This window comes from Photobacterium gaetbulicola (assembly GCF_003025515.1).
Taxonomy (GTDB): Bacteria; Pseudomonadota; Gammaproteobacteria; order Enterobacterales; family Vibrionaceae; genus Photobacterium; species Photobacterium gaetbulicola.
The window spans coordinates 159,353-178,735 of record NZ_PYME01000005.1 but is presented as its reverse complement, the minus strand read 5'-3'; the positions used below and the strand labels follow the sequence as shown (position 1 = coordinate 178,735).

At 50.8% G+C, this 19,383-nt stretch carries 22 protein-coding genes; all 22 read left to right on the top strand.

Going from position 1 to position 19,383, the window contains the following annotated elements; all coding sequences use genetic code 11:
• Nucleotides 1-210 precede the first annotated feature (210 nt).
• The 22 genes from hutW to eutH all read left to right on the top strand — a co-directional run bounded on the left by hutW (nucleotide 211) and on the right by eutH (nucleotide 19,378).
• A complete protein-coding gene (hutW, locus tag C9J03_RS06250) occupies nucleotides 211-1,596 on the top strand; it encodes a heme anaerobic degradation radical SAM methyltransferase ChuW/HutW (protein WP_044623548.1) in 1,386 nt (461 codons plus the stop codon).
• Between the two features lie 55 nt (nucleotides 1,597-1,651).
• Nucleotides 1,652-2,170, top strand: a complete 519-nt coding sequence (hutX, locus tag C9J03_RS06245) for a heme utilization cystosolic carrier protein HutX (RefSeq protein ID WP_039461526.1) — start codon at nucleotides 1,652-1,654, stop codon at nucleotides 2,168-2,170.
• A 61-nt stretch (nucleotides 2,171-2,231) separates the two neighbouring features.
• Nucleotides 2,232-2,786, top strand: coding sequence for a heme utilization protein HutZ (gene hutZ / locus C9J03_RS06240; protein ID WP_039461525.1), 555 nt, complete (start codon nucleotides 2,232-2,234; stop codon nucleotides 2,784-2,786).
• Nucleotides 2,787-2,959: 173 nt separating this feature from the next.
• On the top strand, nucleotides 2,960-3,355 hold the full coding sequence (locus C9J03_RS06235) for a hypothetical protein (RefSeq protein ID WP_039461523.1): 396 nt from the start codon (nucleotides 2,960-2,962) through the stop codon (nucleotides 3,353-3,355).
• 473 nt (nucleotides 3,356-3,828) lie between these two features.
• Entirely contained in the window at nucleotides 3,829-4,179 is a 351-nt protein-coding gene (gene eutS, locus C9J03_RS06230) for an ethanolamine utilization microcompartment protein EutS (protein WP_039461521.1), read from the top strand.
• Between the two features lies 1 nt (nucleotide 4,180).
• Nucleotides 4,181-4,651: a EutP/PduV family microcompartment system protein gene (locus tag C9J03_RS06225; protein ID WP_044623547.1), complete on the top strand. Its 471-nt coding sequence runs from the start codon at nucleotides 4,181-4,183 to the stop codon at nucleotides 4,649-4,651.
• A gap of 28 nt (nucleotides 4,652-4,679) precedes the next feature.
• Nucleotides 4,680-5,405: an ethanolamine utilization acetate kinase EutQ gene (eutQ, locus tag C9J03_RS06220; protein WP_039461518.1), complete on the top strand. Its 726-nt coding sequence runs from the start codon at nucleotides 4,680-4,682 to the stop codon at nucleotides 5,403-5,405.
• A 2-nt stretch (nucleotides 5,406-5,407) separates the two neighbouring features.
• Nucleotides 5,408-6,244 (top strand): ethanolamine utilization cob(I)yrinic acid a,c-diamide adenosyltransferase EutT, encoded by an 837-nt coding sequence (eutT, locus tag C9J03_RS06215; RefSeq protein ID WP_044623546.1) that lies wholly within the window; start codon nucleotides 5,408-5,410, stop codon nucleotides 6,242-6,244.
• Nucleotides 6,231-7,208, top strand: coding sequence for a phosphate acetyltransferase (gene pta / locus C9J03_RS06210; RefSeq protein WP_039461514.1), 978 nt, complete (start codon nucleotides 6,231-6,233; stop codon nucleotides 7,206-7,208). The genes eutT and pta overlap by 14 nt, the downstream gene beginning before the upstream one ends.
• 29 nt (nucleotides 7,209-7,237) lie before the next feature.
• Nucleotides 7,238-7,558 carry an ethanolamine utilization microcompartment protein EutM gene (gene eutM, locus C9J03_RS06205; protein ID WP_039461513.1) on the top strand — a complete coding sequence of 107 codons (321 nt, stop codon included), beginning with the start codon at nucleotides 7,238-7,240 and terminating at the stop codon, nucleotides 7,556-7,558.
• Nucleotides 7,559-7,573: 15 nt separating this feature from the next.
• Nucleotides 7,574-7,849 (top strand): ethanolamine utilization microcompartment protein EutM, encoded by a 276-nt coding sequence (gene eutM / locus C9J03_RS06200; RefSeq protein ID WP_039461512.1) that lies wholly within the window; start codon nucleotides 7,574-7,576, stop codon nucleotides 7,847-7,849.
• Nucleotides 7,850-7,898: 49 nt separating this feature from the next.
• A complete protein-coding gene (locus C9J03_RS06195; RefSeq protein ID WP_044623545.1) occupies nucleotides 7,899-8,195 on the top strand; it encodes a EutN/CcmL family microcompartment protein in 297 nt (98 codons plus the stop codon).
• Nucleotides 8,196-8,219: 24 nt separating this feature from the next.
• Nucleotides 8,220-9,629: an aldehyde dehydrogenase family protein gene (locus tag C9J03_RS06190; protein WP_044623544.1), complete on the top strand. Its 1,410-nt coding sequence runs from the start codon at nucleotides 8,220-8,222 to the stop codon at nucleotides 9,627-9,629.
• 2 nt (nucleotides 9,630-9,631) lie between these two features.
• Entirely contained in the window at nucleotides 9,632-10,468 is an 837-nt protein-coding gene (gene eutJ / locus C9J03_RS06185) for an ethanolamine utilization protein EutJ (protein ID WP_044623543.1), read from the top strand.
• A gap of 3 nt (nucleotides 10,469-10,471) precedes the next feature.
• A complete protein-coding gene (locus tag C9J03_RS06180) occupies nucleotides 10,472-11,710 on the top strand; it encodes an iron-containing alcohol dehydrogenase (RefSeq protein WP_044623542.1) in 1,239 nt (412 codons plus the stop codon).
• The gene (locus C9J03_RS06175) at nucleotides 11,710-13,134 is read left to right on the top strand and encodes an ethanolamine ammonia-lyase reactivating factor EutA (RefSeq protein WP_044623541.1); all 1,425 of its coding nucleotides are present in this window, start codon (nucleotides 11,710-11,712) and stop codon (nucleotides 13,132-13,134) included. Before C9J03_RS06180 ends, C9J03_RS06175 begins: the two co-directional genes overlap by 1 nt.
• 13 nt (nucleotides 13,135-13,147) lie before the next feature.
• The gene (locus tag C9J03_RS06170) at nucleotides 13,148-14,512 is read left to right on the top strand and encodes an ethanolamine ammonia-lyase subunit EutB (RefSeq protein WP_044623540.1); all 1,365 of its coding nucleotides are present in this window, start codon (nucleotides 13,148-13,150) and stop codon (nucleotides 14,510-14,512) included.
• Nucleotides 14,513-14,525: 13 nt separating this feature from the next.
• Nucleotides 14,526-15,413: an ethanolamine ammonia-lyase subunit EutC gene (eutC, locus tag C9J03_RS06165; protein ID WP_044623539.1), complete on the top strand. Its 888-nt coding sequence runs from the start codon at nucleotides 14,526-14,528 to the stop codon at nucleotides 15,411-15,413.
• Between the two features lie 13 nt (nucleotides 15,414-15,426).
• The gene (eutL, locus tag C9J03_RS06160) at nucleotides 15,427-16,083 is read left to right on the top strand and encodes an ethanolamine utilization microcompartment protein EutL (RefSeq protein ID WP_044623538.1); all 657 of its coding nucleotides are present in this window, start codon (nucleotides 15,427-15,429) and stop codon (nucleotides 16,081-16,083) included.
• A gap of 11 nt (nucleotides 16,084-16,094) precedes the next feature.
• Complete coding sequence (locus C9J03_RS06155) at nucleotides 16,095-17,453, top strand: 4Fe-4S dicluster domain-containing protein (protein WP_044623537.1); 1,359 nt, start codon at nucleotides 16,095-16,097, stop codon at nucleotides 17,451-17,453.
• A 19-nt stretch (nucleotides 17,454-17,472) separates the two neighbouring features.
• Nucleotides 17,473-18,021, top strand: coding sequence for a BMC domain-containing protein (locus C9J03_RS06150; RefSeq protein ID WP_044623536.1), 549 nt, complete (start codon nucleotides 17,473-17,475; stop codon nucleotides 18,019-18,021).
• A gap of 253 nt (nucleotides 18,022-18,274) precedes the next feature.
• Nucleotides 18,275-19,378 carry an ethanolamine utilization protein EutH gene (gene eutH / locus C9J03_RS06145; RefSeq protein WP_044623535.1) on the top strand — a complete coding sequence of 368 codons (1,104 nt, stop codon included), beginning with the start codon at nucleotides 18,275-18,277 and terminating at the stop codon, nucleotides 19,376-19,378.
• The last annotated feature ends 5 nt before the right edge of the window (nucleotides 19,379-19,383 follow it).

Below are 19,383 nucleotides of genomic sequence, written 5' to 3'. Positions count from 1 at the left end.
GTGTTTGTTAGTTTTGAATAATTTCTTAAAGAGCAATCTATTACTTCGCTCTTTCAATCAAGAATGACTCTCATTATCCATGTAATCGAAATAATATCAATTATCATTTGCAATATTATTTAGGGGTGCTTATGATTGCCGCAAATAAGAGTAATTATCATTCTCTGATGGTTTAGGAGGGGCTAGGTATCTAGCTCGACGAAGAAGTAGATGATTGAAGAACAAGCATTACAATCTGCTGGGCTGGCGCCAGAGCTACTGACCGAAGCAGTAGTGGGAAAGCACACGCCCGATCCGCTTCGGTATGCATTTGCCAATAAGCGCTCTGCACATGCTGGTGGTATGTCGGCGATGGTTGCTGAGGAGGAGAGGCAAGGGCTAGCGGTTAAAGCGTTATCAACGGTACCGAAAAGCCCCAATAGCCGTTGTCTTTATATTCATATTCCATTTTGCCGTGTCCGCTGTACTTACTGCAATTTCTTTCAGTATGCGTCAAGCCAGTCATTAATTGACGATTACTTTGATGCGCTGATGGTCGAATTGAAAGCCAAAGCGTCAATGCCATGGACGCAAGCTGCACCGTTCCGTGCTGTTTATGTGGGAGGGGGAACGCCTACTGATCTCACCGCCGAACAAGTCACCCGATTAGGCAAAATGGTGAAAGCGTATTTCCCTTTAACTACAGATTGCGAAATTACCCTTGAAGGCCGTATTAATCGCTTCGATGACCGAATGTTCGAAGGGGCACTGGAAGGAGGCTTCAACCGTTTTTCCTTCGGTGTACAAAGCTTCGATACTACAGTTCGCCGCAAGGCCAAACGGCTAGATGATCGCGAGCCTGTTATGGAGCGCATCCAGTCTCTGAGTGCGACCAATGCAGCACCAATCGTTATCGACCTGTTGTTTGGTCTTCCCTATCAAGATATGCAAGTCTGGCAGCAAGACTTAACTGACTTTTTAGAGAGTGGAGCACACGGTGTTGACCTTTATCAATTGATTGAAATGGGCGGTACACCAATGAAAGGCATGATAGAGAAAGGCCGCCTGCCAGAGCCTGCCGATACGCCGACCAAGGCATCGATGTTTGAATATGGCGTAAACTTTATGGCACAGCACCACCTGCGCCGTTTGAGTGGAAACCATTGGGCACGGGATAACCGTGAACGCAGTATTTACAATAGTCTGGCTAAGACTTCCGCCGAGGTATTGCCTTTAGGTGCGGGAGCTGGTGGTAATGTTGGTGGTTTCGGCTTCATGCAGCACAGAACCCTGGACGCATATATCGACGCGATAAAGGCAGAACAATTGCCATTGGCTATGATGACCAAGTCTAGCCCCCATGCGGCATTGCATGCAGAGATCAAAGCCAGTTTTGACCGTGGTTTCCTGTCTGCGAGAGATTTTAGGCAGAAGTTCTCCCAAGATATCTTTGCCCTTTGCCTGCCGCTGTTTGAAGCATGGCAAAAAAATGGCTTGGTGAAGCTTGAAGGTCAGTACCTGTCGTTGACCCTGGCTGGGACGTTTTGGTCTGTGACCTTGGCCCAGTCAATGATTCAAGTTCTGCAGCAGAACGCGATGAAGCAAGTTGCAGCGTAAACGAATTAACTATTACCCATTAGAACTCGTAGATGGAAGTACCTGGAGATAAAACGTGTTTGAGAAAATTACATTTGAATCGCTAAAAACACAAGTTGCAGAGCAGCTTGCCGCAGATCCTAAATTGCACGCCATGGCAATTGCCGACACGTTGGGAGTTACCGAAGGGGAAGTCGTGATGGCTTTTCCCGAAGAGCTGGTAGTAGCGCTACCGGGCGAGCATGCAAAAGCGATTCTGGAAGACCTACCGACTTGGGGGCCGGTTACAACCATCGTTCACTCCATGGCGTCAATTTTTGAAGTAAAAGCGCCTTTTCCTAAAGGTAAAGAGGCTCGTGGTTACTACAATCTAATGGGTAAAGAAGGCGAACTGCATGGCCACCTACGTCTAGATCTCGTGACGGACATTGCTCTGGTCAGCAAGCCATTCATGGGGCAGGAAAGTTACTTCATTGGCTTCTTTGCGTCACGTGGAGAGTGTGTATTCAAAGTGTATTTGGGGCGTGACAAGAAGCGCCAGTTGTTCCCAGAGCAGGTTGATAAATTCCAGCAGCTTAAAACAAGATTTAAATAACATAATAATTAAGCCCGATTAGTTCATTGCATTAATCGGGCTAGACTCGGAGAAAGTTAAAATGAATGCTGTTAAGCAAGAGCGCCTGCAAAACCGCCTTGGCCCCGAAATTAAGGATTTTCGTCAGTCGTGTCAGACCATCCAGTTGGCGACGGTAGATGCCGACGGTAAACCCAATGTCAGTTACGCACCATTTGCGCTACTGGATGATGGTTACTACGTACTCATAAGCCAGATAGCTAAGCATGCTCGTAATCTGCTGGAAAACCCTCGGGTTTCTCTGATGATGATTGAAGACGAAGCGGCGTCTAAAACCATTTATGCTCGCAAGCGGTTGACGTTCGAAGCCAATGTTGTAGTGGTTGAGCGCGAGACAAAAAAGTGGCAGGTTGCGGTAGAGCAACTGAAACAGCGCTTCGGTGATATCGTTGATGGGCTAAGCGGCTTGGAAGATTTCAAAATGTTCCGTTTCGAGCCGACTCAGGGGTTATTTGTAAAAGGCTTTGGCCAAGCATTCCAGGTGGGGGGGGATGATTTGGTTGACTTTGTACATCTGCAAGAGGGCCATCGCCGCATTAATGACGGGAGTGAGGTCACTCAACCAAACGAAGAGTGATAACCTCATTGTTGCTAACAGCCTGGGATGCTCACCTAGGCTGTTATTCTAGGTCACTATAACAGACTATCGCGGATAGGCTTGATCGTGATCAGCGTCTGCATTATTGAAACTTGATAGCGCAAAAATACATGTGATAATTAGTCTAAACATAATTATCAATGGATAAAGTCATGTCTACTGATCCACGCCGTGAAGTGCGATTTGCCTATATTGCCAGCTTCCTTACCCCTTTGACACTGATGATCTCTGGTATCATTGCGGTGATTTACTCGGCTTACAAGCTGAACAAGGGGACTGATGAGCTGAGTTATACCCATTACTACACCATTATCCGAACCTTCTTCTATTTTTTTACTTTCTTTGTGGTACTCGGTGTGACGGCTGCGACCACCACCGGCATTGTTGCCGGCGCGGAGTATTGGGTATACAGCCCATTCTTGCACAAAGTGCTGCAAGTGATTCCGGTTGTTGGCCTTATTATTGCCCTATTGGCGATAGTGAAGTGGTTTATCCAGCATATCCAAGGTATGAAGCTGCTTAAAGCTAACCAGCCCATGGTGCTGTAGCGCTTTAAAACTATACCCGAGATACTGGTACAGAGAGAGTGAGCTGACAACCCTCAGAATCCTGTATCTTGAGGTAAACTTGGGAATATAAATAAGTAAATATTTGAAAGCCGGTGTTTATGCATCGGCTTTTTTATTTGACTAAAAAAAATATAAAATGTTTTTGAATTAATTTTTATAAATAAAATAAAACCACAAAATTATCATTTTGATACTTATATCTAAATTGAAACATTATTACCTGTTAATTAATAGTTGATGTTGGTGTTAATGTTTTGTTGTTGATATTTGTTGCGGTTGTTTTTTTACGGCTTCATTAAATATAAAACCATTATATTTGGTGACTGCGATCATGTTTTATTTACTACTTTAATAATTAATAAAAGCAAAAAAAAGTTATGTGATCGATGTTTCATAAAAACTCCATGCGTAGGTGTAGATTGGATTAGTGTTTTTATACTAAGTATCCACTAATGTTAGATCTATCTTCGGGTAAAGAGCGGATAATTCAGGAGTTTGTTCCGGGCAAGCAGGTGACACTCGCCCATCTTGTAGCGAATCCTACTGAGGAGTTGTGCGAGCGAGTTGGGGTGGAGAGTAAAGGTGCGATTGGGATTTTGACCCTGACGCCAGGCGAAACTTCAATTATTGCCGGTGATATTGCAACGAAATCTGCAAATGTAAATATTGGCTTTTTAGATCGTTTCTCTGGGGCTTTGGTTATCACTGGTAGTGTTGCATCCGTCGATGAAGCGCTTAAGACCGTTATTTCTGTACTCAATACCACTTTATCTTATAACACCTGTGAAATAACACGGACATGATATGAATAACCAACAAATATCAAATATCGCCTTTATTGGTGAGGTGGACGCAGGTAAGTCGGCACTGATCAATAAGCTCTTAAATACAGATACAAATACCGGAAAAACACAGGCCGCTATTTTTTACCAAGGCAGCGTTATCGATACACCCGGAGAGTTCGTCGATAACCGTTCGTGGAGTGGTGCATTGCTTTCGACTATTTCGACGGTAAAAACCATTGTGATTCTTCAGCCGGCGGATGCTAAACGTGTCAGTGCGCCGAGCGGTTTGTTAAGGGTATACCCGAACAAGAATATTGTAGCGGTGATCAGTAAGTCTGATGTTGAAGGTGCTGACTGTGGTAGGGCCGAACATTTGTTGAGGGCTGAGGGGGTAGCGGGGCCCTATTTTCGAACCTCAATTTACGACGGGTCTTCAATTGAGCAACTTCATGAGCATTTACTTTCTCTTCAGCCAGTAAGCGCTGAATGAGTCCATTCAATTTGCAAGGGAAGCGGTAATGAAACAGTTAATTTCTGCTGCAGATATACGTAAAGCAAAAGCGGATAAGAAGGGTTACCTGATCGTACCGTTGGCGCAGTACATTATCACGCCAGAAGCCCGTGATGTCGCTAATGTCGAGGGCATAGAGTTACTGGATAAAGAGCCAAGCCAACAATCAGTCATCTCCCAACCGGAAGTGCAAGCAGGTAGCGATACCGTGCAGAACGCACAGACAGGTGAGGTGGAATGCCAGCAGCGACTGGCTGCCAAGATCCAGTCGGAAATTGAGTCGAAGCTATCTGGTGTCGACAGTGATCAAAGCGCGCTAATCAAAGAGTTGATCAATAAAGCATTGCAAGATTTTGGGGTGCAAGCGCCGCCATCAGCCCGCCAAATCAATGATGATGGCATTGTGCTGGTCAGGGGGAGTGCGGTTCAGCTTGGCGAATTCGATGGGGCGCCTGGCAAGAATATCGGGCTTACTGATGTTATCGGAGCCCAGGACAACAGCAATATGGGTGTGGGATATATGGGGTGGGAGAACGCCTTCTTCCCATGGACCTTGTGTTACGACGAAGTCAATGTGGTACTGGAAGGTGAGTTCCACGTCAAAACAGCCTCAGGCACCACCATTGGCCAGCCTGGCGATGTCATATTTATTCCCAAGGGAAGCACAGTGGAGTTTGGCACGCCTACCCATGTTCGTTATGTCTATATCACTTACCCGGCTGAGTGGGCATAGCCATGGACAGTCAAATCACGCCTGCATTTATTACAGAGGACTACCTTCGCCAGCATGTGGGATTGCGTGCTGGCGGTGAGATTTTTTTGCCAGCAGGTACCCGTTTCACGCCCTCGGCTCAGCAGATGATCACCGAACGACAGATAACAGTGAAATGGCGTGATGACAGCGGGCGGGTCTTTATCGATGAGCAAGATGAGGCGAAAACCTCAACCAAACAAGTTCACCCATTAAAAACCAATAACGCACGGCCAGAAAATGCGTGTGTGATGTGCGGGTCGAATATTGCCGATAAGCCTGCACTGATGACACACCTGAATGACCAGGTCTTGGTACCGAAAACCCATCCAAGAATTGCTCTGCGGGGCAAGCTTGATAGCTGTATTTGTTTTTGTGTCATGGTTCAGTGCGCGATGGAGAACCAACCGGAGATCCTCAAGGGGTTTATGGCGGACATCCGTTCCTATTTGGGCCAGTTACTGCAAGCCGAAGTAACCGAACAACCGCTACCGTTGCCAAGCTTGGGTGAGTTTGACGCCGATGAAGTGCATCGCTGGTCGCATAAGCCATTGGCCTATCTTGGCCATGATCACCTCCTGCCGGAAGTGAGCTACGGCCAACAGGTTGCGCAATTGAATTACTTGCGCGCCCTAGTGCGTGAACTTGAGCTGCTCGCTAGCGAGGTGTATCTCGATGACTGCATGCAGCTGAGTCGTAACGATATCGTAGCGGGATTGAATCGACTTTCAAGTGCGGTGTATGTGGTGATGATTTTGGTGCTGCAGTGTGAGAAAGGCCATCGGGACATCCTCAAGGGGTTAGGCAATGAAGTTGCTTGAAATGTGCCGTGAAGCTTGCCGCCAAGCACCTAAACGTATTGTCTTTCCCGATGCCGAGGATGTTCGCCTACTGCATGCCGCCAACGAGATGAAACTGGCGGGACTGGTGGAGCCTATTTTGGTGGGCAATCCGTTCAAGTTGCGCGATTTGGCTCACCGTAGCGGCATTGCCGTTCCATGCCTTACCTTACTCTCGCCGGAGTCTGCAGGCTGCTTCGATGAAATGGTCGCTAGTTATGTGACAAGGCAGCGAAAGCCAATTACCGCTGAAGATGCGGCTGCCAGGCTCAAACAGCCATTGGATTTCGCCATGATGATGGTGGCCCATGGCTATGCCGATGTGTGTATCGGCGGCAATATCTCGACCACGGGGGATGTCATTAGAGCAGCGATACGCGGAGTAGGCGTAGCCCCGGGCTCCAAAACGGTATCAAGCTTCTTTTTGATGTTGTCGCCAGACGGCGAGTCTGTGCACGCTTTTTCCGATGCCGGTGTGATCCCACTGCCGACTGCAGAGCAATTGGCAGATATTGCGATCGATACCGCAGCTAACTTTGCAAAGCTCACCGGGCAAACGCCGCGAGTTGCGATGCTGTCATTTTCGACCAAAGGAAGTGCTGAACATCCAACGGTGAGCAAGGTGACCGAAGCAACAGAAATGGTTCGCCGGCGGTGCCCTGACCTCATCATCGATGGTGAGGTGCAATTTGACGCGGCAATAGTCCCTGCGGTTGCCGCCCAAAAAATGCCCAACAGCCCTCTGGAAGGGCAGGCGAATGTATTTATTTTCCCTTCGCTTAACGCCGGCAACATTGCCTACAAAGTTGCCCAGCGGCTAGGCGGATATATAGCGTTGGGGCCAATGCTGCAAGGCTTGGCTTCTCCGGTACATGATTTATCTCGCGGCTGCAGTGCGAACGATATCGTTGATATTTCGGTATTGGCTTCATGTCTGTGTCGATAACTGTAAACAAAAATGTTGAGGAATAGTTAATGGAAGCGTTAGGCATTATTGAAACCAAAGGGCTAACTGCATTGATTGAAGCGTCGGATGCCATGGTAAAGGCGGCTCGCGTGCAGCTGGTGGGGTATAAGCAAATTGGCTCGGGCATCGTTTCTGCAATGGTGCGCGGTGATGTGGCTGCATGCAAGGCGGCGACTGATGCAGGTGCGGCAGCTGCGCAGCGATTAGGTGAGGTGGTAGCCGTGCATGTTATTCCTCGCCCTCATGGCGATCTGGAAGCGATTTTCCCTATCACCACAGAAGTAGAAGCAGAAAAACCTGCGGCATCCAAGGCCCGCACAACAAAATAATCCAAGGAGAAGCAAATGGACGCATTAGGAATTCTTGAAACCAAAGGGTTGACGGCGCTAATTGAAGCATCGGATGCCATGGTTAAGGCTGCTCGGGTTGAGCTGGTTGGCTATCAGCAAATCGGTTCTGGTTATGTGACAGCGCTGATCCGTGGTGACGTTGCGTCATGTAAAGCGGCAACAGATGCTGGCTCTGTCGTGGCTCAGCGCCTGGGAGAATTGGTTGCGGTGCATGTGATCCCCCGTCCTCATCAGGATCTTGAGAAAGTTTTCCCTATCAAAGTGAAGTAAACGCTCTCCCTTAGTGTGGGCTGAGGGAGTTATTGCATGAGGAGTGCGTATGCGCATCGCAAAGGTCATAGGCCATGTTATCGCTACCGTTCGCAGTCAACATATGCGGATGGATAAACTTTGCTTGGTGGAATTTATCGACAAGCAAGGCAATGGCATGGGGGAGATCCATATCGCGATGGATCAGCTCGGGGCCGGAGAGGACGAATGGGTCATGGTGGTGTCGGGCAGTCCAGCCCGAGCAGCTTACGGCGATTTGCAAACCGGTTCACCGGTTGATCTTTGCGTGGTGGGGATCATCGATGAAGTCACTGCGTCACGTGAACAGCTTTATCGAAAAATTTAACCTGTTGCATGGAGTAGATTCATTATGGATCAGCAGCAAATTGAAGAAATTGTTAGACGTGTTGTCATGCAACTTGATGTGGCCCATGGCAAGACTTCTTCAGGCAACGAAGCCGGTGATTATGGTATTTATCCAACGTTGGATGGGGCGGTTGCCGCGGCGAAGCTGGCACAAAAGCAAATCCGCTCGCTGGCTTTACGCGACGAGATGATTTTAGCCATTCGCCGTATGGCTAAAAAGCATGCCGAAGCGCTTTCTACCATGGCGGTAGAGGAAACGGGGTTCGGGCGTGTTGAAGACAAGATTGCCAAGCACTTGCTGGTTGCACAACGTACACCGGGCACCGAAATCCTCGCTCCCCAGGCAGTTTCTGGCGATGCGGGCATGAGCCTGATGGAAAATGCCCCCTGGGGAGTCATTGCGTCGGTAACACCGAGCACTAACCCGTCTTGCACCGTCATCAACAATGCGATCAGCATGATTGCCGCAGGGAATGCCGTGGTGTTTGCACCGCACCCTGCTGCCAAGAAAGTTTCCCAACATGCCATCCAGCTAGTTAACAAGGCCAGCGAAAGTGTTGGTGGCCCAGCCAATATCTGCACCACAGTTGCAAATCCATCGTTGGAAAATGCGCAAGCTTTGTTTTGCTATCCGGGGATTGGTCTGTTGGTGGTGACAGGCGGTGACGCCGTGGTGGAAGCCGCGCGTAAAGTGACCGACAAGCGCTTGATTGCCGCTGGGCCGGGGAACCCGCCTGTCGTGGTAGATGAAACGGCTGATCTGGAACGTGCTGCGATCTCTATCGTGCAGGGGGCATCATTTGATAACAATATTGTGTGCGCCACGGAGAAAGAAATCATTGCGGTCGAATCGATAGCTGATGAGCTCAAAACCTGTATGTGCCAACACGGTGCCTATGAGTTAACACCCGCTCAGGCTGAGTCCGTTGCAAGAGTGGTACTTAAAGGTTATCCGGGCGAGAGCCCATCGGCTGATCCCAAGTGGGTTGGCCGTGATGCAGCCAAAATTGCCGCAGCCGCGGATATCCAAGTTCCAGCCGATACCCGACTGTTGATCTTCGATGCAGGGAAAGATCATGTCTTTGCAACTACCGAGCAAATGATGCCGATCCTGCCGCTGATCAGGGCCAAGCATGTTGATCAAGCCATTGATTGGGCGGTGGAGCTGGAAAATGGCAATCGTCATACGGCTGCTATCCACTCGAAGAACATCGATGTCCTGACCCGCATGGCATTTGAAATGGACTGCAGTTTGCTCGCCAAAAACGGGCCTGCAATCGCTGCCATTGGTGCCGGTGGCGAGGGATGGACCACCATGACCATATCGACACCAACCGGGGAAGGGGTGACCAACGCATTGACCTTTACCCGTAAGCGCCGGTGTACCGCAGTCGATGCCTTCAGGATTGTCTAGCTATGACTAGTTTGCTCGAACAAGTTAACCAGCACCTTTTGCTTATCGATGAATTGGTGAACGATGAGTCACCGATTGCGGCACCAGAACAATGGTATGTCGGGATTGATTTGGGGACTGCTGATATCCAGACCGTTGTGGTGGATGGTTGCGGGATACCCATTGCGGCCTTCCTTGATTGGGCGGATGTTGTGCGCGATGGGGTGGTGGTCGATTATGTCGGTGCCTGCCGTATTGCACGTGAGCAGTTGCGCAAAGTGGAACAAAAACTTGGCGTTAGCGTTGAGCATGCCATTACTTCCTATCCGCCGGGTACTGACCCGCGTATTTCCATCAATGTGGTGGAATCTGCAGGGGTGTTGGTTAGCCATGTGATTGACGAACCCAGCAGTGTTGCCGAGCTACTTCAGATCCGACAAGGCGCGGTGATTGATGTGGGGGGCGGGACCACAGGGACTGCCATTATTGCCGGTGGTGAATTAGTGACCTCTTTGGACGAGCCATCGGGCGGCCGCCATGTCAGTTTGACCATAGCTGGCGGGCTTGGGGTCGATATGGATGAGGCCGAGCAACAAAAGCGCCGCAGCCATGAAGATCCCTTGATTGCTGCGATGGCCAAGCCGGTGATCGAAAAAATGGCCGACATTGTTGCAGGCCACATAGCTGGGTATCAGCCCAATGCTATGTACCTGACGGGCGGTGGTACCCTGATTGCGGGATTCAGTGACATTTTCCGCAAGTCATTTCCTGCTACCAAGGTGGTTGAATTCTCACGAGCCCTTTATCTAACACCATTGGCAATCGCGAGCTATGGCTTGAGGTTGGCAGGCAAGGAGTAAGCGATGAATGTGTCACAGGCTGATATTGCGTCGATAGTCCAGCAAACGCTAACTCAATTTAGGCCGCACCGCGGTTTCACTTTTCGCTCTCCGGCTGTCACTGTCACGGGTGGCCATTGCGTCAACCAGCTGGGGGAGGTGTTGAAGGAGTTGGGCGCGACCAAAGTACTTTTGGTTGCCGACAAGCAGGTTCACCAACTTGGCCTGACTGCGAGTTGTGAAGCGGCAATAGCGTTATCAGGGCTAGAGCTTACGCTATTTACCGATATTGCCGGTGAGCCGGACTCAGATTGTATTAAGGCTGGTAGCGAAACGCTTAGTCGCTGCGGTGCCGACTTTGTCCTCGGAGTGGGCGGTGGCTCGGCGCTGGATGCCGCGAAAGCCATTGCTGTGCTGGGGGACTATGCCGGAAAACTGACTGATTTTCGAGCCGGCGGTATCGCCTCACGGCGTGTCGGGCTAGGAGCGATTCCTACCACTGCAGGAACCGGTTCCGAGGTTACTGATATTACCGTGATCAAGGATTTGGCGCAGGGCATCAAAGTGCCTGTGAAGGGGCCGGCATTAGTGCCTGATATGGCGCTTATCGATCCGGCCTTGATGCTTGGCGTGCCCGCTGGGATCACTGCCGCTACGGGGATTGATGCTCTTACCCATGCTATCGAAGCGTACATCTCGCGCCACTCTAACCCGTTATCGAAAGCCTATGCCTACCACGCAATTGAGGCGATTGGTAAAGCCCTGCCGATTGCCGTGGGGTATGGCCAGGATATTGATAAACGTTATGACATGGCGGTAGCCGCGTACAAGGCTGGCCTGGCATTCAGCAATGCTGGGTTAGGGCTAACCCATGCTATCTCGCATCAGATTGGGGCACGTTATCACCTGGCCCACGGCGTGGCCAACGCTATCTTGCTGCCTTATGTCATGGCATTCAACGCGCTTAGTTGCGAAGCCGAGCTGGCTGAAGTGGCGAACGCGCTGGGGGTGGGGCGAGAATCAATGACATCGCGAGAGCGTTGCCGGGCAGCCGTGCATGCCGTACGTCAATTGGTCATGGATTTAGGCTTACCGACCTCGCTGGCCGACGTTGATATTGCCAAGCGAGATATTCCTTTGCTGGCTGAGCAGGCGATGAAGGATATCTGCCTGCAGGGAAATCCTCGCGATGTTAGCCCGGGCCAAGTAGCCAGTCTTTTACAGCAGATGCTAGCTGGCACTCTGCCGGAAGGGTATTGCTGATGGACAGGAAAGTCATTCATAGCGTCGGTATCGATATTGGTACGACGACGACGCAGGTTATTTTTTCCAACCTGACGGTGGTTAACCGAGCTCCGGCGTCGCAAGTACCCGTGTATGAGTTCATCGAACGTGAAATTGTTTATCAGAGCCCGGTGTCTTTTACGCCAATTAACCGTGAAGGCACCATTGATTCAGCTCGGCTGCAGCAGTTTATAGAGCAGCAAATCGAGTTGGCCGGCTTGGCCGAGAAGGTTGAGACCGGGGCAATCATTATTACCGGTGAAACGGCGAAGGCTCACAACGCCCGTGATGCCATTATGGCGTTGTCACAAAGGCTGGGGGACTTCGTGGTTGCGACGGCAGGGCCGAATCTTGAATCTGTTATTGCAGGGCGAGGTAGCGGCGCACAGGAGCTGGCGCAAAATAATCACCTGAAAGTGATGAATATCGACATTGGTGGCGGTACCTCCAATTATGTCGTGTTCGACTGTGGCCGGGTGTTGGAAACTGCCTGCCTCAATATTGGCGGCCGTCTGGTGGAGCTAAACGACAACGGGGATGTGGTATATGTCCACAAGCCAGCCATTGCCGTAATGCAGGATCTCTTTGGTGAGGCGTTGCATCCCCGCCAGATCACCGCCGATCATCTCAAGCGTATGGTTGAACGCATGGCCGACTTGATTGTTGAGGTAATGGAAGGGCAGCTTTCCCCCTTGGCTGTACAGTTATTGCAAACCTCGGCGCTTAGTGAACATCAGGATTTAGATGCTGTTTTCCTGAGTGGCGGTGTCGGGGAGTGTTACTACCAGTCAGATAGCCAGGGACTGGCGGCAGGTTTTGGCGACGTCGGGCCAAGCTTGGCACTCTCGCTGCTCCGTCATGGCCGGCTGGCAAATTATCCAGTGCGCCGGCCCAATCAGACACTGCGAGCCACGGTGATTGGCGCTGGTGCTTATTCGTTGACTTTATCGGGTTCGACAATCTGGCTGAACTCGGACGAGCTGCCTCTAAAGAATATCCCGGTTGTTCATCCCGCCGTGGATTGGATGCAGCCGCGGCCGTCGATATGCGATGAGATTGTCATTGCTGCCGAGAGGATGGATCTTGCCCTCGGTTGCGACCGCTACGCGATAGCCCTCGATCGCGGTATGCCAGTGCGCTACCAAGCCGTGCAGCACGTGGCAGAGGAATTGGCCCGTTTCTACCAGCAGCATGGTAATCACCAAGATCCAGCGTTGGTCATTGTCCACAACGATATCGGAAAGGCTGTAGGAATGGAGCTACAGCCCAAACTGCAACCGCAGCCCGTCAGTGTCATTGACGAAGTGATCACCCATGAAGGTGACTATATCGATATCGGCAACAGTTACTTCGGCGGGGAGATTGTGCCCTTAACTGTGAAATCTCTCGCCTTCCCGTCTTAAAAGGAGTTGTTACATGAAGTTAAAAACCCACCTGTTTGGCCAAACATACCAATTCAGGGATGTAAAAGATGTACTTGCTAAAGCTTCGGACCTTCGCTCCGGCGATATTCTGGCGGGAGTAGCGGCACAAACTGCGCAGGAGCGAGTTGCTGCTAAGCATGTATTGTCGGAAATGACGCTGAAAGATCTGCGCGAGAATCCGGTGGTCAGCTATGAGAGTGACATGATCACCCGCATCAACCAAGACAGCCTGAATCGTACCATGTTCGAGAAAATTCAGAACTGGTCGGTGAGCGAGCTGCGCGAGTATGTGTTGAGCGACGATATCAGTAATGAAGATATGCAGCGCCTTCGCAAGGGTCTTACGGCAGAAATGGTGTCGGCGGTGGGCAAGCTTTGCTCGAACGGCGACTTGATGTACGGCGCCAGCAAGATGCCAGTCATCACTAAGGCCAACGCCACTGTAGGTTTGCCGGGACACTTTAGCTGCCGTTTGCAGCCTAATGATACCCGAGACAATGTTAACTCTATCTTGGCCCAGACCTATGAAGGCTTAACCTTCGGCTGTGGTGATGCGGTGATCGGTATTAACCCTGTCACTGACAGCATTGAGAATACCACCCAGATGCTCAATGCCATTCAGGATGTGATCACCAAGTGGGATATTCCTACTCAGCCATGTGTGCTCGCCCATATCAGTACTCAAATGGAAGCCGTACGTCGTGGTGCACCGGGTGGGTTGTTGTTCCAGAGTATCGCGGGGTCGGAAAAAGGCCTGGCAGAGTTCGGCGTCAGCGTTGAGATGCTTGATGAAGCCTATGAGATCGGTAAGCAGTATTGCAATCTGGCTGGCGAGAACATGATGTACTTTGAAACCGGTCAGGGTTCGGAGCTGTCTGCAGACGCGCACCATGGTGCCGATCAGATGACGATGGAAGCGCGTTGTTATGCGCTAGCTCAGCGTTACAAGCCACACCTGGTTAATACCGTGGTTGGGTTCATCGGCCCTGAGTACCTTTATAACCACCAACAAATTATTCGTGCCGGCTTGGAAGACCATTTTATGGGCAAGCTGTCGGGTATACCTATGGGGTGTGATGCTTGTTACACCAACCATGCTGATACTGATCAGAACTCCAATGAAAACCTTGTCACCTTGCTGGCTGCCGCCGGGGTTAACTTTGTGATTGGTATGCCGCTTGGCGACGACATCATGCTGAATTATCAAACCACTTCATTCCATGATACCGCTACCGTGCGGCAGTTGCTGAAGTTGCGTCCGGCACCGGAGTTTGAAGCCTGGATGGAAACCATGGGGCTCATGGAAAATGGCCGCTTAACCCGCAAGGCGGGCGACCCATCAATCTTCTTCAAATAAGGAGTAGCAAGGAATGAACGAACAAAAGATTCAGGATATCGTCGCCACCGTGCTCGCTCAGTTAGGTGAAACAAATGTGACACCGGCAGCGGTGACTAAGGTGGTTGATGCGAAGATCTCACAACTGGGCGATAACCACGAGTCATTGCCTGATCTTGGCGAGAAGTGCTTTAAGAAGTGGAACGGTATTTCCGATGCCGCCGATAGCAAAGTGATTGATGACTTGATGTCCCAGACCGATGCCAGGGTAGGGACGGGGCGTACAGGCCCACGGCCAAGAACAACAGCATTGCTACGCTTCTTGGCTGACCATTCTCGCTCCAAGGATACGGTGATCAAAAATGTTGAGTCTTCATGGCTGCAAGAGCGCAATCTGTTGGAAGTACAGTCCTGCGCGGTGGATAAGGACCAATACCTGACTCGCCCCGATTTAGGGCGCAAACTCAACGATGATGGCAAGATGCTGATTCGAGACAACTGCAAGAAATCACCGCAGGTACAGGTTGTCCTTTCTGATGGCCTGAGTTTGGATGCGGTAACCGTGAACCATGATGAAATCCTGCCGCCATTGCTCAACGGGCTGAAGAATGCAGGCCTGGATGTTGGTACGCCTTTCTTCCTGCGATATGGCCGCGTAAAGGCACAAGATGAGATCGGCATGTTGCTGGGTGCCGAGGTTAACTTGTTGCTAATTGGTGAGCGTCCGGGGCTTGGACAATCAGAATCATTGAGCTGCTACGCCATCTATAAACCAACAGAAAACACCGTAGAGTCGGACAGAACCGTGATTTCGAACATTCACGCAGGTGGCACACCGCCGGTTGAAGCGGCGGCGGTCATCGTCGACTTGGTGAAAACCATGCTGGCGCAAAAAGCCAGTGGTATTAACTTGAAGCGCTAAGAAGGAACAAAGCATGGCAATATTAGACAAGATCCAACCTGCTGTTTTGGCAACCCGCGTGATTGCATCGGTCGATCCTGTGTATAAGGAAAAAATGGGGCTGGAACCCCACCATAACAGTATTGGGTTGATCACGGCCGATTGCGATGACGTGACCTATTGCGCGCTGGATGAAGCGACTAAGGCCGCCAATGTAGATGTCGTTTATGCCCGCTCGTTCTATGCCGGGGCTGCTCACTCATCTGGCCCAACGTCAGGTGAGGTGATTGGAATTTTGGCCGGCGCTTGTCCGGCAGACGTCATTGCTGGCCTTGAGCGTGCCAAAGCTTTTATTGAAGATGAAGCGGCATTCCAATGCGCTGACGACAATGGCGACATTGCCTTTTTCGCCCACTTGGTTTCTTCGACAGGGAGCTACTTATCAGCAGAAGCGGGGGTGGAGCAAGGAGAGGCCTTAGCTTATCTGATTGCCCCGCCGTTAGAGGCGATGTTTGCCCTTGATGCCGCATTGAAATCGGCGGATGTGCGCTTGGTCAACCTGTTTGCTCCACCGTCTGAAACCAACTTTGGTGGCGGTCATTTGGCGGGCTCGCAAGCGGCTTGCCGGGCGGCGTGCGAGGCATTTCAAGCGGCTGTGCTTGAAGTTGCCCGTAACCCAATAGCGAACTAGACGAGGTGGATGTGGAACCGTTATTGAAACTGGTTCAGCAAGCTGGGGTAGTCGGGGCCGGTGGCGCTGGCTTCCCAACTTACGTCAAGCTTGATTGCCAGGTTGACCTGGTGCTGGCCAATGGTGCCGAGTGCGAACCGCTGCTCTATAAGGATCAGGTCTTGATGCAACAGTGGGGCCATGAGCTTTGCGGCGGTATGTTGTTGGCCATGAAGCAAGTTAGGGCATCTCGTGGGGTCATCGGTATTAAGAAAAAGAATACCGACACCATTGCGGTATTAGAGTCTCTGCTGCCTGAAAATATCGAACTGCTCCTAATGGATGATGTTTATCCGGCAGGCGATGAGGTGGAGTTAGTTTACCATGCCACGGGCCTGCGGATCCCCGCGGGTGGGTTGCCAAAAGATATCGGGGTGCTGGTCAACAACATCGAATCTTTCATTAATGTTTTCCGGGCTGCTAACGGACAACCGGTGACAGAGACGATGATCTCGGTTCACGGTGAGGTCGTGGCACCGTATTCGGCATGGCTCCCTCTTGGTATGAGCTATCGAGAGGCTATTGAGCTGGCGGGTGGCATGACAGCGAAGGACTGTATTGTCGTTGAAGGTGGTCCGATGATGGGGGCGGTAACTGCAGATCTCGACAAGCCTATCACCAAGGTGTCGAGTGGTTTGCTGGTACTACCGCGAACGTCGCGTGTTGCCCGCATCAAGCTGCGAAGTGAGGCGGATCTTAGCCGTATAGGCAAAGCCGCGTGTGATCAGTGCAGCCTGTGTACCTCGATGTGTCCACGCAATTTGCTGGGATATCCGATCAAACCGCATCTTGCCATGCGCTCGCTACAAGTTTCCGCTAGCAATAATTTGAGTTATTCACTGGCTGCGCAAGCGTGTTGCGAGTGCAACCTCTGCACTATGTGGTCTTGCCCTGAGGGACTGGATCCAAGCCGGGTTTGTGCCACGACGAAAAAAGCGTTACGCGATCAGCAGCAATGGCAATCGCCAGCAGAACTTCAGGCGCAAACCACCGAGGTTCACCCATTGCGCGAATACCGTGGTGTGCCCACCAAGCGGCTGGCCAGACGGCTTGAACTCAGTGATTACATGACAAAAAAAGCTATTTTCCATGACTTTGGCATTAGGCCTGAGAAGGTGGCAATTCCATTGGCCCAGCATATCGGCCTGCCAGCCCAAGCCATTGTCAAAGAGGGCGAAATCGTAACGAAAGGGCAGATGATTGGCCAACCGGTTGAGGGTGGGTTGAGTACTGCCGTCCATGCCAGTATCTCGGGGATTGTCACTGCCGTGGGTGATTCAGTCGTAATCCAGCATCAAGCAACTGCCGAGTCGGCGGCTTTGTGCAACTAGACATAGATTGGAATAGTAAATGGTAAATGCAATTGGCTGTATTGAACTGAACTCGATAGCGCGTGGTTACTTAGTTGCTGATGCCATGCTCAAGTCGGCGAATGTTGAGATCCTGTTTAACCGGACGATTTGCCCTGGCAAATTCATGGTGATGGTCAGCGGCGATGTGGCTGCAATTAACGCCGCGGTGGATACCGGGCTGCGGGTGGGGGGCGGAGAAGTGGTTGATGATTTGATTATCGCCAATGTTCACCCTGATGTATTTCCTGCCATTGCAGGCACGCGTGTGGTTGAACACACCGCAGCATTGGGGATCGTCGAGACATTTTCGGTTGCTGCTATTGTGGAAGCTGCAGACGCTGCCGTGAAAGCTGCAAACATTGAGTTGCTGGAAGTCCATATGGCAATGGCGATTGGCGGGAAAGGTTTTGTCACTCTGACCGGTGATGTCGCAGCGGTGCAAGCTGCTGTCGAAGCGGCCGCCGATCGAATCAGAGACAAAGGGGTATTGGTTGACAAGGTCGTCATTGCACAACCCCGCAAAGAAATCTTAGAAGGAAAAGTATAAATCATCGATATACCAAGCAGTGGCATCTCTTAGTGCGGTAGTCCAAATATCACGAAAGTTGGTTGCTGTTGAAAACAGTTGTTACTGAACCGCTCGCTTTATTGTCTTTTGAGTAAATAAGGCGGGTAAGGCAAATTTACGTTCCACGTTTTAGCCGTATGCAGCTGCACAGGGCGGGCTTCTTACACCTTGAAAAAAGTAGCCATCACTTGCAACTGATGTAAATCATTATTTGGGATAAGGAAGGTACATCATGAATGACATCATTCTATACATTATGGTGGGCTTTATGGTGCTGGGGGCGATAGATAAAGTACTCGGCAACCGTTGGGGCTACGGAGAGCAATTTGATGAAGGCTTCATGGCGATGGGGGCACTCGCCTTGGCCATGGTTGGTGTGGTCAGTCTGGCACCGGTTTTGGCTAATTTGCTTAGCCCTGTAGTGGTGCCGCTCTATACCGCACTTGGCGCGGACCCGGCGATGTTTGCCGGCACGCTACTGGCTAATGATATGGGAGGGTATCCACTGGCTCAAAGCATGGCGGAAACCGAAGCGGCAGGCTTGTTTTCTGGCCTGATCCTCGGGGCGATGATGGGGCCAACATTGGTATTCACCATCCCTGTTGCGTTGGGGATCATCCAAAAGGAAGACACTCAATATCTAGCACGAGGTGTACTGATTGGGATGATCACCATTCCCGTCGGCTGTTTTGTTGGTGGTTTGGTCGCCGGTTTTGAGATGGCAATGATTTTGGGCAATTTGGTGCCTATTGTGATTGTGGCCGGACTGATTGCTGTTGGTCTGTGGCTAAAACCAGATTCGATGATCCGAGGCTTTGAAGTGTTTGGTAAAGGTGTTATTGCCGTGATTACTATCGCCTTGGCTGCGATTGTCGTCGAAACTTTGACCGGCGTGGTGTTGATCCCCGGTATGGCACCGATTTCTGACGGTATCGAAATTGTCGGAGCGATTGCCATCGTGTTAGCCGGTGCATTCCCGATGGTTCACTTTATTACCAAGCACTTGAACAAACCGCTGATCAAGCTGGGTAGTTCGATGGGCATGGGAGAAACTGCAGCGGCAGGCCTTGTTGCCACGATGGCAAACAATATTGCAATGTTCAATATCTTTAAAGATATGGATAACCGCGGGAAAGTGATTAACGTCGCCTTTGCGGTGTGTGGCTCTTTTGTATTTGGTGATCATCTTGGTTTCACCGCTGCTGTGAATAGCGACATGATTTCGGCGGTTGTAGCCGGTAAGTTGGTGGGGGGCTTTAGTGCACTGCTGCTAGCGGTTTACGTGACCCGAAACATGACAGATGAACCTGACATGATTCCTGCCAATCAGCCTTGATATAT